The 12689-nt window shown below is 62.7% G+C and carries 15 protein-coding genes and 1 pseudogene; 11 read left to right on the top strand and 5 right to left on the bottom strand.

Translation table 11 applies throughout. From position 1 onward, the window contains the following. Window positions 1-34: 34 nt before the first annotated feature. A complete protein-coding gene (locus tag QM609_RS13685) occupies window positions 35-1546 on the top strand; it encodes an HNH endonuclease signature motif containing protein (RefSeq protein ID WP_050656605.1) in 1512 nt (503 codons plus the stop codon). 114 nt (window positions 1547-1660) lie between these two features. Then, complete coding sequence (locus QM609_RS13680) at window positions 1661-2482, top strand: acyl-CoA thioesterase (RefSeq protein WP_003943337.1); 822 nt, start codon at window positions 1661-1663, stop codon at window positions 2480-2482. Between the two features lie 35 nt (window positions 2483-2517). Here QM609_RS13680 and QM609_RS13675 read toward each other — a convergent pair whose 3' ends face one another. After that, the gene (locus tag QM609_RS13675; protein ID WP_003943324.1) at window positions 2518-3141 is read right to left on the bottom strand and encodes a nucleoside/nucleotide kinase family protein; all 624 of its coding nucleotides are present in this window, start codon (window positions 3139-3141) and stop codon (window positions 2518-2520) included. A 79-nt stretch (window positions 3142-3220) separates the two neighbouring features. On the opposite strand from QM609_RS13675, the gene tesB reads away from it, so the two are divergent. Continuing rightward, the gene (tesB, locus tag QM609_RS13670) at window positions 3221-4090 is read left to right on the top strand and encodes an acyl-CoA thioesterase II (RefSeq protein WP_007732935.1); all 870 of its coding nucleotides are present in this window, start codon (window positions 3221-3223) and stop codon (window positions 4088-4090) included. Next, window positions 4090-4695 carry a pyridoxal 5'-phosphate synthase glutaminase subunit PdxT gene (gene pdxT, locus QM609_RS13665; protein ID WP_047269319.1) on the top strand — a complete coding sequence of 202 codons (606 nt, stop codon included), beginning with the start codon at window positions 4090-4092 and terminating at the stop codon, window positions 4693-4695. Before tesB ends, pdxT begins: the two co-directional genes overlap by 1 nt. Before the next feature lie 25 nt (window positions 4696-4720). Here the strand turns inward: pdxT and QM609_RS13660 are convergent, their stop codons facing one another. Together QM609_RS13660 and QM609_RS13655 are read right to left on the bottom strand one after the other, a co-directional pair. Continuing rightward, window positions 4721-5398: a response regulator gene (locus QM609_RS13660; protein ID WP_050656604.1), complete on the bottom strand. Its 678-nt coding sequence runs from the start codon at window positions 5396-5398 to the stop codon at window positions 4721-4723. Between the two features lie 444 nt (window positions 5399-5842). Continuing rightward, window positions 5843-5986 (bottom strand): annotated as a pseudogene (locus QM609_RS13655) (histidine kinase); the annotation flags it as partial. 693 nt (window positions 5987-6679) lie between these two features. Here QM609_RS13655 and QM609_RS13650 point away from each other — a divergent pair. Together QM609_RS13650 and QM609_RS13645 are read left to right on the top strand one after the other, a co-directional pair. After that, on the top strand, window positions 6680-6880 hold the full coding sequence (locus tag QM609_RS13650; RefSeq protein WP_003943331.1) for a hypothetical protein: 201 nt from the start codon (window positions 6680-6682) through the stop codon (window positions 6878-6880). A gap of 1 nt (window position 6881) precedes the next feature. Continuing rightward, window positions 6882-7583 carry a GAP family protein gene (locus QM609_RS13645; RefSeq protein WP_050656602.1) on the top strand — a complete coding sequence of 234 codons (702 nt, stop codon included), beginning with the start codon at window positions 6882-6884 and terminating at the stop codon, window positions 7581-7583. 13 nt (window positions 7584-7596) lie between these two features. Here QM609_RS13645 and QM609_RS13640 read toward each other — a convergent pair whose 3' ends face one another. Together QM609_RS13640 and QM609_RS13635 are read right to left on the bottom strand one after the other, a co-directional pair. Next, on the bottom strand, window positions 7597-8517 hold the full coding sequence (locus QM609_RS13640; protein ID WP_050656601.1) for a hypothetical protein: 921 nt from the start codon (window positions 8515-8517) through the stop codon (window positions 7597-7599). Further along, window positions 8514-8870: a GntR family transcriptional regulator gene (locus tag QM609_RS13635; RefSeq protein ID WP_003943322.1), complete on the bottom strand. Its 357-nt coding sequence runs from the start codon at window positions 8868-8870 to the stop codon at window positions 8514-8516. Before QM609_RS13635 ends, QM609_RS13640 begins: the two co-directional genes overlap by 4 nt. A gap of 145 nt (window positions 8871-9015) precedes the next feature. On the opposite strand from QM609_RS13635, the gene QM609_RS13630 reads away from it, so the two are divergent. The 5 genes from QM609_RS13630 (at window position 9016) to yajC (ending at window position 12638) form a co-directional block, all read left to right on the top strand. Continuing rightward, a complete protein-coding gene (locus QM609_RS13630) occupies window positions 9016-9768 on the top strand; it encodes a YebC/PmpR family DNA-binding transcriptional regulator (RefSeq protein WP_007732951.1) in 753 nt (250 codons plus the stop codon). A 124-nt stretch (window positions 9769-9892) separates the two neighbouring features. After that, window positions 9893-10462: a crossover junction endodeoxyribonuclease RuvC gene (gene ruvC, locus QM609_RS13625; protein WP_003943325.1), complete on the top strand. Its 570-nt coding sequence runs from the start codon at window positions 9893-9895 to the stop codon at window positions 10460-10462. Continuing rightward, window positions 10459-11058: a Holliday junction branch migration protein RuvA gene (gene ruvA / locus QM609_RS13620; RefSeq protein ID WP_007732953.1), complete on the top strand. Its 600-nt coding sequence runs from the start codon at window positions 10459-10461 to the stop codon at window positions 11056-11058. The genes ruvC and ruvA overlap by 4 nt, the downstream gene beginning before the upstream one ends. Continuing rightward, entirely contained in the window at window positions 11055-12152 is a 1098-nt protein-coding gene (ruvB, locus tag QM609_RS13615; protein WP_003943304.1) for a Holliday junction branch migration DNA helicase RuvB, read from the top strand. The genes ruvA and ruvB overlap by 4 nt, the downstream gene beginning before the upstream one ends. A gap of 138 nt (window positions 12153-12290) precedes the next feature. Beyond that, on the top strand, window positions 12291-12638 hold the full coding sequence (gene yajC / locus QM609_RS13610) for a preprotein translocase subunit YajC (RefSeq protein ID WP_003943339.1): 348 nt from the start codon (window positions 12291-12293) through the stop codon (window positions 12636-12638). Window positions 12639-12689: the final 51 nt, after the last annotated feature.

Raw genomic sequence — 12689 nt, 5'->3', positions numbered from 1 at the left:
GGATATCGAACGTATATTCGAATAATGTTGAGGAATGTTCGATGACGGAGTAGGAAGTTCGGGTACCGCAGCGCAGCTGTCCGGTGCTGAATCCGACTGCGCCCTCATCGATCTCATCGCCGATCTGCATGCGCGCGAATCGATGCTCGTGGAACGGAAACTGGCTGCCATTGCCGAGTTTTTCGAGCGTCGCAGCGCTGACCACACTGATAACGGTGCTTGGTCGTCTACCGCTCACGAACTGGCTGAGGCCGAGCTCGGCGCGGCATTGACCATGGGCCGTGCCGCAGCGGGAAAGTTGATCGGTCTCGGCTTTTCTCTCAAGACTCGCCTCCATCGCACGCGTGCCGCCATGGCGCGCGGAGAACTGGATCTGTATCGAGTCGGATTGATCGACTCCGCTACGGCCAACGTAGCCGACGATTTGATCGACGAGGTGGAACGGCAACTCCTCGAGAAGATCTCGGCGCCACCGATGCCTGGCGGTACCGGCTTGACGGGTCGCCGATTGACAGCGGCTATCGACCGGATCGTCGCCGTGGTGGATCCCGAGGGGATACGCGAACGTCGACGCCGCGCCCTGGCTGATCGGTTCGTGGGTGTGAGCGCTGCCGAGGACGGAATGGCGCGGATATTGGGGAGTATTCCGGCGGAGGAAGCACGGGCTTTCGACCGTCGGTTGCGGGAGTTGGCAATGTCGGTGTGTCGACACGATTCCCGTAGGTACGAGCAACGACGAGCTGACGCATTGGGAGCGTTGGTATCCGGGTCGACGATTCTGCCGTGCGATTGCGGCCGGGACGAGTGCCCACAAGATCGAAGCGGGATTGTGGTGGTGCGTCGGCCGTTGGTTCACGTGGTCATGCTGGAATCAACGCTTCAGGGCGGTGACGCACCAGGTGCAGACGAACCCGCTCACCTCGACGGTTATGGAGTGATCAGTGCAGAGCATGCGCGTGACATCGCCGCGGGTGCGCTGATTCGGAAGGTGAAGGTACCAGCCGATGCCGCGCTCGAGTCTTCCGGTGAGGGCGAGCCAGTACCTCCGCCCGTTGTTCCTTCGGCGTCGGTCTACCGCCCCGGCGCTGTCCTCGACACCTGGGTGCGGGTGATCGCAGGAAGCTGCCAGTGGTTGCACTGCGATGTCGCTGCATGGAATTCAGATCTTGATCACACTGAGCCCTTTGATCATCGCGATCCCACTTGTGGTGGAAAGACCGTGGCGTCGAATCTGAGTGCGTATTGTCGAAACCATCACCGCCTCAAGCATTCCGGTCAGTGGTTGCATATCTCGAACCCGGACCGGAGTGTCATGCTGACCTCGCCGACCGGACATTGCTACCGAACCAGGCCGTCAGGTCTGCTGGCGGGAATGCTCGAGCCTGTGCTGCCCGAGGGTGGTCGGCGTCGGCGCACACGTCTGGAGAACAAGGCCGCTCGTGTGTGGGGGGAACGCCGGCGGCAGCGGTTACGAATGCACCTCCGAATGAAGAAGAAGGCCCGGAGGAGGACCTTCGACGGCGGAGACGATCCACCGCCATTCTGAGTCGATGCGCCCCGTCGCTCAGTGTTTTCGGATGCCCACTTTGGTGGCCGGGGGTGCGTCAGGCATTGTGTGAAGGTCGGTAGACGTCGGTACACGGGAAGATGTGGAGCATCGATGGCGAGGATCGAAGAAATTCTGGAGTTGGAACGCCTCGAGCGGGACATCTTTCGAGGAATCATCGCGGAGACCACCCTGACCCGCACTTTCGGCGGCCAGGTCGCCGGACAGGCATTGGTGTCGGCGGTACGCACGGTCGATCCGGCCTACTCGGTTCATTCGTTGCACGGATATTTCCTGCGTCCGGGAAATCCGATGGAGCCCACGGTTTTTCTGGTTGATCGTGTTCGGGACGGTCGATCGTTCGCGACCCGCTTGGTCACCGGAATTCAAGACGGGCAAGCCATTTTCACGATGTCGGCGTCCTTCCACGTCCAAGACGAAGGCATCGAGCACCAGGACGAGATGCCACCCGTTCCTGACCCCGAGACCTTGGCCATCGCCCAGGATTCGGAGGATCCCGAGACTGCGTGGCTGGCGCGTGAGTGGTCCGATTGGGACCTTCGAATGGTGCCGAAGGCCGACATCGACAAACGTCCGGGCGCTGCCGCGCAGCAGCAAGTGTGGTTCCGTTCCCGCGAGGCACTCCCGGACGACCCGGTATTTCACGTGTGCACGCTTGCCTACATGAGCGACATGACGCTGCTCGGATCTTCTCGCGGCCCCCACATGGACGTCGCCATGCAAAGCGCTTCGCTCGATCACGCCATGTGGTTCCTGCGGCCGTTCCGCGCCGACGAGTGGCTGTTGTACGACCAGACGTCGCCGTCAGCGGGCTTCGGTCGCGCACTGACGCAGGGACGAATCTTCGACAGCCGAGGAAATATGGTTGCTGCAGTCGTCCAGGAGGGTCTGACCAGGCTGTATCGCCCGAAGTGAGGTCGGCCGACGTGAGATCAATCGCAGTGAGACCTTCACTGGCGAGACCGCACCGCAGGCCGGGCCGGATGGTCGTATCTGACCTCGAAATCGACCTCCTCGGACACTTCTGATCGGTGTTCGAGGAGTGCCTCGACGGTCCACAGATCTGCCTCCGGTGTGTGCCGCCGCATGGCAGGTTCGCTCATGTCCAGGCGGACGCTGACGTCGAACTCCAGCCCGCGCCCGAGCAACATCGGACCGGCGATCACGATGACCGCGCGCTCATGGACGGGGATACGGGTCGACCGAGCCGATCGATCGGTGGGTTCGTCCCAGAGTTTCGGCAAGAACGCCCGTTTTGTGCGGGCTGCGGTGATCACTTCACGATCGAGTGCCGGATAGTCGAACCAGATAGTGCGGTAACTCAGCGCATCCTCGTGGCCGAACTCGTATCGCAGCGAAGCCGGCCGCACGTAGTCGTGCAGTGACACAACAGCACTCGGCCTGTTGCGCGACTCGACGGCGGTGCCGACCAGTTCCGCGAGCCGAGACGGCTGTGCACAATCAGGTCCGTCGATCGCTACTACCGCCACCGACGGAAACGATCCGCTAAGCGTTGCAATCTGCTCGGCCAAGGCGAGGGGACTGGACGGGATGAATGTACTCACGCCCACCATGGTGCCGTGCCCGCTCGCCGAGGCGATATTGTGAACCGTCATCGCGCCCAGTGCGGCGGTCTATGTTTTCGGAGGACTCATGGTTGGTATCGAGGAGATCCTCGCGCTCGAACACCTGGAGAAGGACATCTTCCGTGGTGCGGTCCATCCCACCGCACTTCAACGGACGTTCGGCGGGCAGGTTGCCGGGCAGTCGTTGGTTTCTGCCGTGAGCACCGTTGACGAGAGCTACCACGTGCACTCGTTGCACGGATATTTCCTGCGCCCGGGCAATCCGAAGATTCCGACGGTCTACCTGGTGGACCGCATCCGCGACGGGCGCTCGTTCTGCACCCGCCGGGTGAATGCAGTTCAGGACGGCAAGACGATCTTCACGATGTCGGCCTCGTTCCACGTCGACGACGAAGGTATCGAGCACCAGGACCGGATGCCCTCCGTTCCGGCGCCGGAGGACTTGCCGGATGCGCAGACCGTTCCGAAGTTGGCTGAATCGCAGTTCTATCAGGAGTGGAAGAACTGGGACATCAGAATTGTGCCCGCTGAGCAGAGCGCGTCAGCGCCGGATCTCGCCGCGCAACAACGCGTGTGGATGCGCTACCGCGAGGCTCTGCCGGATCGTCCGCTGCTGCACATCTGCACCCTCGCGTACCTCAGTGACATGACCCTGCTCGGAACTTCCAAAGTCCCGCACCGCGGCGTGAAGACGCAGACTGCTTCGCTCGATCACGCGATGTGGTTCCTGCGTCCGTTCCGGGCCGACGAGTGGTTGCTCTACGACCAGACGTCGCCGTCGGCAGGTTTTGGTCGCGCGCTCACTCAGGGGCGTATCTACGATCGCGATGGCAACATGGTGGCAGCGGTGGTTCAGGAGGGTTTGACGCGTCTCGAACGCGAACCCGACAGCCATGAGAGCAAGAACAGCCGTGAGAACAAGACAGGAACTGTGTGATGACGCGTCCGTTGATCGGTGTACTCGCCCTCCAAGGTGATGTTCGCGAACACCTTGCCGCACTCGATGATTCGGGAGCGGATGCGGTGGGTATCCGGCGCCCGGAGGAACTCGACAAGGTCGACGGCATCGTGATCCCCGGTGGCGAATCCACCACCATGAGCCGGCTTCTGCAGGTGTTCGAACTGTTGGATCCGCTTCGTGAGCGTCTTCGCGGGGGGCTGCCGGCCTACGGATCGTGTGCGGGCATGATTCTGCTCGCCAGCGAGGTACTAGACACCCGGCCGGACGCCGAGCATCTCGGCGCCATCGACATGACGGTGCGCCGCAACGCTTTCGGTCGGCAGGTCGATTCTTTCGAGTCCGACCTGGAGTTCGAGGGCATCATCGGTGATCCCATTCGCGCTGTCTTCATCCGCGCGCCGTGGGTGGAGCGAGTTGGGCCGGGCGTTGAGGTCCTTGCGCAGGTTCCCGCCGCCGCGGGGGAGGCCGCGGGCCGGATCGTCGCGGTTCGGCAGGGCTCGGTGATCGCCACTTCTTTCCATCCCGAGGTTACCGGGGACCGTCGAGTGCACGAGATGTTCGTCGATCTGGTTCGCGGATAACTGGAGTAGTCAGCCTCGGCCGAACCTACAGCTCCAGTTCGCGGGCAAGGATCGCCGCCTGGACGCGTGAGGTGAGGTGCAACTTCGACAGAACTCGCGACACGTGCGACTTCACCGTCGGAGCACCGACTCCGAGTTCACGCGACAGTTCGGCGTTGGACATACCCGTCCCCAACAGCGCGAGGACCTCGCGTTCACGGTCGGTGAGCTCGCTCAATCCCAGCGGTTCGGTGGGTTTGGGTGCGCGCTGCACGAACTCGCCGAGCAGTGCACGCGCCGCACGCGGAGCGAGCACTGCATCTCCGGCCGCGACGTTGCGGATAGCGCTGGTCAGCTCGTCCGCGGTCGCAGTCTTGAGCAGGAATCCCGAAGCACCGGCGCGCAGGGCCGCGAAGACGTATTCGTCGAGGTCGAAGGTGGTCAACACCAGAACCCGGCTGCGGGTCGTCCCGATGATCTGACGCGTCGCCTCGATGCCGTCGGTGCCTGGCATCCGGACGTCCATGAGTACGACGTCGGGTTGATGCGTGCGGGTGACGGTGATCGCCGACGCTCCGTCACCGGCTTCTGCAACGACATCGATGTCGTCGTGCTGCCGCAGGATCATCGCGAGTCCGGACCGGATCGCGGCGTGGTCGTCGACCAGGGCGACGGTGATCACTGATCCGTTCCGTTCGGCGCGGGGACCGGTAGCTGTGCGCATACCGTCCATTCTCCGTCGACCGGAAGTGCGTCGAGTGAACCGCCCAGCAGTTCGGCGCGGTGACGCATGTTTGCAAGTCCGTGCGTTCCCGCCCGAAAACTGGATGTGTCGCGACCGACGGGGTTTCGGATCTCGATCTGTAATGCATTGTGCTTGGAGAGAGATCGACATCGAGATCGGTGCACCAGGCGCATGCTTGAGCGCATTGGTCAACGCCTCCTGGGTGATCCGGTACGCCGTGTGATCGACCACGCTCGGCAGGTCGGCAGTATCGATGTCGATCGCAACGTGCACGGCGGCGCCGGCTGCCCGAACTGCGTCCAGGACGACGGGCAACTCGGTCAGCCGCGGGGGAGAGGAACGCGGGTCCGGGGTCTCGTCGTCCCCGGCGTGGAGCAGTTCGATCATCGACCGCATCTCGGAAAGGCCCGCGAGACTGCTCGATCTGATCGCTCCGATCATCTCCCTCAATCCGTCGTCGGGTTGGCCCCGTTCACCGGAGAGAGCTGAGGTGGACAGTGCCGCCTCCGAATGGATTGCGATGGCGGAGAGGTGGCTTGCGATGACGTCGTGCAGATCGCGCGCCATGGTTGCTCGTTCGTGAGCGACTGCGGCCTCGCGGTCCAGAGTGGCGAGTGCTTCGTGGACTCTGGAACGCTCGCGTTCGGCCTCGGTCAGTTCGACTTGTCGACGGATGACCAGTGCCCACCACACCGGTGTACCGAAGAACAGAGCGGTCACCACGCCTGCCCCAGCCGCAGCGCGGACGTCCTGGGTGGACAGGTAGACGAGTGCGGTGAGAGCGGCAACCGTCACCGCGGTCAGAGAACACACCACTCGGCCCAGCCGCGCCGTCCCGTACAGAACTGCGGCGTAGGTGAGATCCGAGAGGACCAGCCACATCGGCAGAGTGGGTCCCAGGGCAGCGTCGACCGCGACGATGACGGCCCCCGCCGCCAAAGCTGTTGCCGGACGCACCCGCCGGAACGAGTCGATCGCACACAGCAGAGCCAGCATCCCGATCCGAACCCCGGCGGGAACGTCGGCGACACCTCCGACATCGGTCCACATTTGGTACAGGCCGACCAGGTAGAGGAGTACCCCGATCGCGAACAGGCCGAAGGCGATGAGCGGATCGTTCCACTTGCCGACACTCCGACTTCTGGTCACCACAGACTTATCAGAGCACATCGGGGCGCCTGACTTGTCATACCAAATGATGAGGTCGGCGTTGTTCCGATGGCTGATGTGCGGATTCGAGAGAGAAGACAGGCTCGACGTATGAAAATTCGCTTCGAGTTGATGATCGGCATTCTCTTGGTCGTCGGTGGCGGCTGTCTGTGGCTGTTCGCGCGTGACGCCGAGTTCTTCTGGTTTCGCGGCGGACCACTCGGCGTGATCCTCGCGATCATCGGTGCCTTCGACATCGTGAATGCAGTCCGAACGAGGGAGACAGCGATACCCGAGCGCCGAAACGACTGACGTGGAACTCGTCCTGCTCACCACGCTGGGCGGGCTCGCCCTGCTGGACAGTACGAGCATCGGAACATTGGTCGTCCCGGTCTGGATGTTGTTGATGCCGGGACGACCGCAGGTTCGCAGGCTGCTGACGTATCTGGTGGTCATCACGACGTTCTATTTTGTTGTCGGGGTGGCAGTCTGGACGACGGCACGGGCAGGCATGCCTGTCGTCGCCCCGCTGCTCGAAACCCCCGCCGCCCGCGGTGCGCAGTTGATTCTCGGTATCGCGTTGTTCGCGTGGAGCTTTCGATTCGATTCCGAGAAGAGGCGCACATCCGGTCAGGCCGATCGAACCCATGTTTGGCGAGAGCGGGTGCTCGGCTCGGCCAGTTCCGCGAGAAGTGTTGTACTTCTCGCGATTGCTGCGGGAACCGCCGAATTGGTGACGATGTTGCCCTACTTGGCGGCGATCGCGATGATCACCGCTGCTGGGCTGCCCGCAGTCGCGTCTGCGTCGATACTTGCCGGATACTGCCTGATCATGGCCACTCCGGCAGTGCTTCTGTTGTGCGGGCGGGTCGTGGCCGGCAACCGCCTCGACAAGCCGCTGCGCCGAGTGGACTCGCTGATGTCTCGCTACGGCGACAGCGCAATGGGTTGGGTATTCGGCATTGCCGGTTTCTACCTCGCCGGCAATGCCGCTGCCGTGTTGTTCGTGAATTGACGTTGTTCGTGAATCAACCAGCCTGAACCAACGAATTGATCAGCTTCACACCGTCTTCCGGGTGATCGACGGTTACGGCGAACAGTCGTCCGCTCTCGAGAGTGACCACGATGGCCTCACCCGAGCGGAGAGTGACGGCTGTTCCGCGCGGTGTCATTCGGTAACCCCATCCGCCCCATTCGGCTGGACGTATCGCGTCGACCGATGCGGACTTCACCTTCGAGATGGGGATCTTCTTCCATCGAACGCCCCAGGAACTGATGCCGACACCGTGACGGTCGACGCGCACGGTGACCGACGCGAATGCTGTGACGGCGAGGGTGGACACACCCAGGATCACGGCAACCCACCAATCCGAGTACGCGGCAGTCGCGATCACGAGAACTACGAGGCCGGCGGTAACGATCCACGGCCAGACGCTGCGGACCTGCCCGACCCACACTGCACGTTCGGAGGCCGTCAGCGGAGTGTCGAGCGTCGGGGTCGGCAGTGGCGACTCCGGGCCGCTTCGTTGCTGGTCAGGCAGCGCGTATGCCAGAACTCCTACGAGTACCGCCGCGATCGGCGCAAGAATCCACCAGCCGATACGCGCGGCTTCCGGCGACCCGGCGTCGATCGTCAGGGCGACGCTCAGAATCCAGATCGTCGCCAGTGTCGCACTCGAGATCGAGGTTACGGCGAGAAACAAGGGCGCGTTGTCGCTCGAACGGGCCGCGACGACACAGGCGCAAACGACAGCCACCAGAGAAATCACCAGCGCGATGGCGAAAAACGTCGTCGTGGTGCTGAAGCCGTCCGGGGTCGATCCGGACCAATGGCTCGCGACGGTCTCGGGTAGGCGGTCACCCCACGCGAAGCGTGCGAGAACCAGGATCAGGGTCGGGATCAGAGTCAGCGAAGCTGCTGTCCAGAGTCGGATCTTGCTGGTCGTCATTGTGTGCTGGTCTCCTTGATGAGGTCGAGCATGTGCGCAGTGTCGAGTCCGAGATTTCGGGCCTGCCGTACGAACTCGCGCGCAGATTCGTTGAGAGCTGTTCTTCCCGAGTCGAATTCGGCGCGAATGACGGCGCCACGTCCGCGTCGGAGGTCGATCAGGCCTTCGTCGCGGAGTGTTGCGTACGCACGAAGAACCGTGTGGAGATTGACGTCGATCGACTCGGCGAGAGCGCGAGCGGACGGCAGGCGGTCACCTGGTCCGATCTCACCGCGGATGACCGAGCCACGAACCCCGGCTGCAATCTGCTCCGCGAGTGGAGTTGTGGAGGCGTGATCTATTCGGACCAACATGTTTGCATTCTATGCAAACAATGCGTGGTTTGACTAATTCGTGTCGGGGGATGCAGCGAGTTGTGACGTGGGACGGGTAACATCGGCAGAGCTGAAAGACGCGCATTCGGCGTGCGCAACGCAGCAGGAAAGGGGCTTGAATCGCATGAGCGGCCACTCAAAATGGGCCACCACCAAGCACAAGAAGGCTGTGATCGACGCACGTCGTGGCAAATCCTTCGCGAAGCTGATCAAGAACATCGAGGTGGCGGCACGAACCGGCGGTGGCGATCCCACGGGCAACCCCACCTTGTACGACGCCATCCAGAAGGCGAAGAAGACGTCTGTTCCCAATGACAACATCGAGCGTGCGCGCAAGCGCGGCGCCGGTGAAGAAGCGGGCGGCGCAGACTGGCAGACCATCATGTACGAGGGCTACGGACCCAACGGCGTCGCCGTTCTGATCGAGTGCCTCACCGACAACCGCAACCGCGCAGCCGGTGAAGTTCGCACCGCGATGACCCGTAACGGTGGCAACCTCGCTGACCCGGGTTCCGTCTCTTACCTGTTTGCTCGCAAGGGTGTCGTCACACTCGAGAAGAACGGCCAGTCGGAGGACGACGTCCTGATGGCTGTGCTCGACGCCGGTGCCGAGGAAGTCACCGATCTCGGTGAAACCTTCGAAATCGTCAGTGAGCCACAGGATCTGGTTGCCGTACGTTCGGCCCTTCAGGAAGCCGGCATCGACTACGACTCCGCTGAAGCCGATTTCCGCGCTTCCGTCGAGGTTCCCTTGGATGTCGACGGCGCACGCAAGATCTTCAAGCTCGTCGACGCGCTCGAAGATTCTGACGACGTGCAGAACGTCTACACCAACATCGATCTGTCCGACGAGGTTCTCGCGGCTCTCGAAGACTGATTGTTTTTCAACTCAACCCGGCCCTGACGTCCGCGTCCGGGCCGGGTTGCGTGTTGATGCGGGGTAGTAGTCCCGCGCACCGCTAAGCTATCGAACAGCTGTTCGGTATGGAGAGGTGTGACAAGTGCGCGTGCTCGGAGTGGACCCAGGCTTGACTCGCTGCGGGTTGGGAGTGGTCGACGGGAGCAACGGCAGGAAAGTGCGCCCCATTGCGGTCGACGTGGTGCGGACTCCGGCCGAGATGGACCTTGGTTCTCGGCTTCTGCGGATCTCCGATGCGGCTGAACTGTGGATCGAGCAGTACAAGCCGGAGGTGGTCGCGATCGAGCGCGTGTTCGCGCAGCACAACGTCAGTACCGCGATGGGGACGGCGCAAGCAGGCGGAGTTGTCGCGCTCGCCGCCGCCAGACGCGGCATTCCGGTGTGTTTCCACACGCCCAGCGAGGTGAAGGCCGCCGTCACCGGCAGCGGTAACGCCGACAAGGCGCAGGTCACTGCGATGGTGACGCGAATTCTGAATTTGAAGACGGCGCCGAAACCTGCTGACGCTGCCGACGCTCTGGCGCTGGCGATCTGTCACTGCTGGCGAGCACCGATGATCGAGCGGATGGCCCGCGCCGAGGCGATGGCCGCTGAACAAATGCGTAAGTATCAGGCAAAATTGGCCGAGACGAAGAAGGCAGGTTCACGATGATCGCGTCGGTACGCGGCGAGGTACTCGATATTGCGCTCGATCACGCGGTCATCGAAGCGTCAGGTGTCGGCTATCGGGTCAATGCCACCCCGGTGACTCTCGGTGCGCTGCACCGGGGAAGCGAAGCGCGACTGTTCACGACGATGATCGTTCGCGAAGACTCGATGACGCTGTACGGTTTTTCCGATACCGAGTCGAAGGACCTGTTCAGCCTCCTGCAGACGGTTTCCGGAGTCGGACCGCGCCTGGCGATGGCAACTCTCGCAGTTCTCGAACCGGACGCGTTGCGGCGGGCGCTCTCGGAAGGCAACCTGACGGCGTTGACGAGGGTGCCCGGTATCGGAAAACGCGGCGCCGAGCGCATGGTTGTCGAACTGCGTGACAAGGTCGACGCCGTCGCGACGACGGCTGGCGCGGCGTCCGGTGTCGTCGTCGGCAGCTCGATCCGTGATCAGATCGTCGAGGCTCTCGAAGGTCTGGGCTTCCCGATCAAGCAGGCTGAGCAGGCCACGGATTCGGTTCTGGCGGAATCGCCCGAGGCCACCACGTCGGTCGCACTGCGTTCTGCTCTGTCGCTGCTCGGTAAGACTCGATGAACTTCGACCCGATCGACGATTTCGACGACGAGTCGCAGGTCTCTGCCGAATTGGTGGCGGGAGACGGTGATGTCGAAGCGAGTCTGCGCCCCAAGAGTCTCGACGACTTCATCGGTCAACCTCGTGTTCGCGAACAACTGCAGCTCGTGCTCACCGGAGCAAAACTTCGCGGCAGCACGCCTGATCACATCCTGATGTCCGGTCCCCCCGGGCTCGGCAAGACGTCGATGGCGATGATCATCGCGGGGGAGTTGGGCTCTTCTCTGCGGTTGACGTCCGGACCGGCGCTCGAACGCGCCGGAGACCTGGCTGCGATGCTGAGCAACCTCGTCGAGGGCGACGTGTTGTTCATCGACGAGATTCACCGAATCGCTCGTCCGGCCGAGGAGATGTTGTACCTGGCCATGGAAGACTTCCGTGTCGACGTCGTCGTCGGTAAGGGGCCGGGCGCCACGTCGATTCCTCTGGAGGTTGCACCGTTCACGCTGGTCGGTGCGACTACGCGGTCGGGTGCGCTGACCGGTCCGTTGCGCGACCGCTTCGGGTTCACCGCTCACATGGATTTCTACGAACCCGAAGAGCTGCAACAGATTCTGATGCGTTCGGCCGGAATTCTGGGCGTCGATCTCGAAGTCGATGCCGGTGCCGAAATCGCACGACGCTCGCGGGGGACACCGCGTATCGCGAACCGATTGCTGCGCCGGGTTCGCGACTTCGCCGAGGTGCGCGCCGACGGAATCGTCACCATGGACGTCGCTCAGGCGGCCTTGGCCGTCTACGACGTGGACCAGTTGGGCTTGGACCGTCTCGACCGTTCGGTACTGAGTGCTTTGGTGCGTTCGTTCGGCGGCGGGCCCGTCGGCGTGTCGACGCTTGCGGTGGCCGTCGGCGAGGAACCGTCGACGGTGGAAGAAGTGTGCGAGCCGTTCCTGGTCCGGGCCGGAATGATCGCCCGGACGCCGCGAGGACGTGTGGCTACCGCCGCTGCCTGGACTCAACTCGGAATGACACCGCCGCCGGATGCCGCAGCGGGCGGTATCGAGGTTCGTGTCAACGAACCGCAGGCCACGTTGTTCGATCCGAACGGCGAGTGAATTTCGACTGGAAAGGCCTACTTGAACGGCCGATCTGTCAGGAATCCTCAGCAACTAATGGCACACTGGTGTATTGCGTAGGTCCATCCGGGACCATCGCGGCGTAAAACGTGCAACACAACCGAGGTTGATCAACACATGTCGAGTTTGCTTTTCCCCCTCTTGATCCTCGCACTGCTGGTGCCCATGTTCCTGGGCATGCGCAAGCAGAAGAAGGCCTTGGCCGCGACTTCCGAGATGCAGGACTCGCTGCAGGTCGGCGATCGGGTGCAGACCACGGCCGGGCTCTACGCCACGATCGCTTCCCTGGACGACGACACCGTGGACCTCGAGATCGCGGACGGTGTCATCACCACCTGGTCGCGTCTGGTCATCCGTGAGCGCGTCGTCGAGACGACCGAGACCGACGAGTACGACGACGACTCGATTTCCGAGATCGAAGAGTCTGCTGCCGATACCGAAATCCGGCTCACCAAGGAGTCCTGACTTCGTCGAACTGGTACGTGTTCTAGAGTTGCGAACTCGGACACACGTCCA

The organism is Rhodococcus sp. IEGM 1302 (assembly GCF_030056935.1).
GTDB classification, from domain to species: Bacteria; Actinomycetota; Actinomycetes; order Mycobacteriales; family Mycobacteriaceae; genus Rhodococcus_F; species Rhodococcus_F qingshengii.
Note: the sequence above shows the minus strand (reverse complement) of the source record. Positions and strands in the feature narration are given on the sequence as shown.

What these genes read in the sequence shown, in the direction of transcription:
- QM609_RS13675 (WP_003943324.1), bottom strand. Translation starts at nt 3,141, where the DNA reads ATGGTGGGCGTGAGTACATTCATCCCGTCCAGTCCCCTCGCCTTGGCC.
- QM609_RS13680 (WP_003943337.1), top strand. Translation starts at nt 1,661, where the DNA reads ATGGCGAGGATCGAAGAAATTCTGGAGTTGGAACGCCTCGAGCGGGAC.
- QM609_RS13650 (WP_003943331.1), top strand. Translation starts at nt 6,680, where the DNA reads ATGAAAATTCGCTTCGAGTTGATGATCGGCATTCTCTTGGTCGTCGGT.
- tesB (WP_007732935.1), top strand. Translation starts at nt 3,221, where the DNA reads ATGGTTGGTATCGAGGAGATCCTCGCGCTCGAACACCTGGAGAAGGAC.
- QM609_RS13685 (WP_050656605.1), top strand. Translation starts at nt 35, where the DNA reads ATGTTCGATGACGGAGTAGGAAGTTCGGGTACCGCAGCGCAGCTGTCC.
- pdxT (WP_047269319.1), top strand. Translation starts at nt 4,090, where the DNA reads ATGACGCGTCCGTTGATCGGTGTACTCGCCCTCCAAGGTGATGTTCGC.
- QM609_RS13660 (WP_050656604.1), bottom strand. Translation starts at nt 5,398, where the DNA reads ATGCGCACAGCTACCGGTCCCCGCGCCGAACGGAACGGATCAGTGATC.
- QM609_RS13640 (WP_050656601.1), bottom strand. Translation starts at nt 8,517, where the DNA reads ATGACGACCAGCAAGATCCGACTCTGGACAGCAGCTTCGCTGACTCTG.
- QM609_RS13635 (WP_003943322.1), bottom strand. Translation starts at nt 8,870, where the DNA reads ATGTTGGTCCGAATAGATCACGCCTCCACAACTCCACTCGCGGAGCAG.
- yajC (WP_003943339.1), top strand. Translation starts at nt 12,291, where the DNA reads ATGTCGAGTTTGCTTTTCCCCCTCTTGATCCTCGCACTGCTGGTGCCC.
- ruvA (WP_007732953.1), top strand. Translation starts at nt 10,459, where the DNA reads ATGATCGCGTCGGTACGCGGCGAGGTACTCGATATTGCGCTCGATCAC.
- QM609_RS13630 (WP_007732951.1), top strand. Translation starts at nt 9,016, where the DNA reads ATGAGCGGCCACTCAAAATGGGCCACCACCAAGCACAAGAAGGCTGTG.
- ruvB (WP_003943304.1), top strand. Translation starts at nt 11,055, where the DNA reads ATGAACTTCGACCCGATCGACGATTTCGACGACGAGTCGCAGGTCTCT.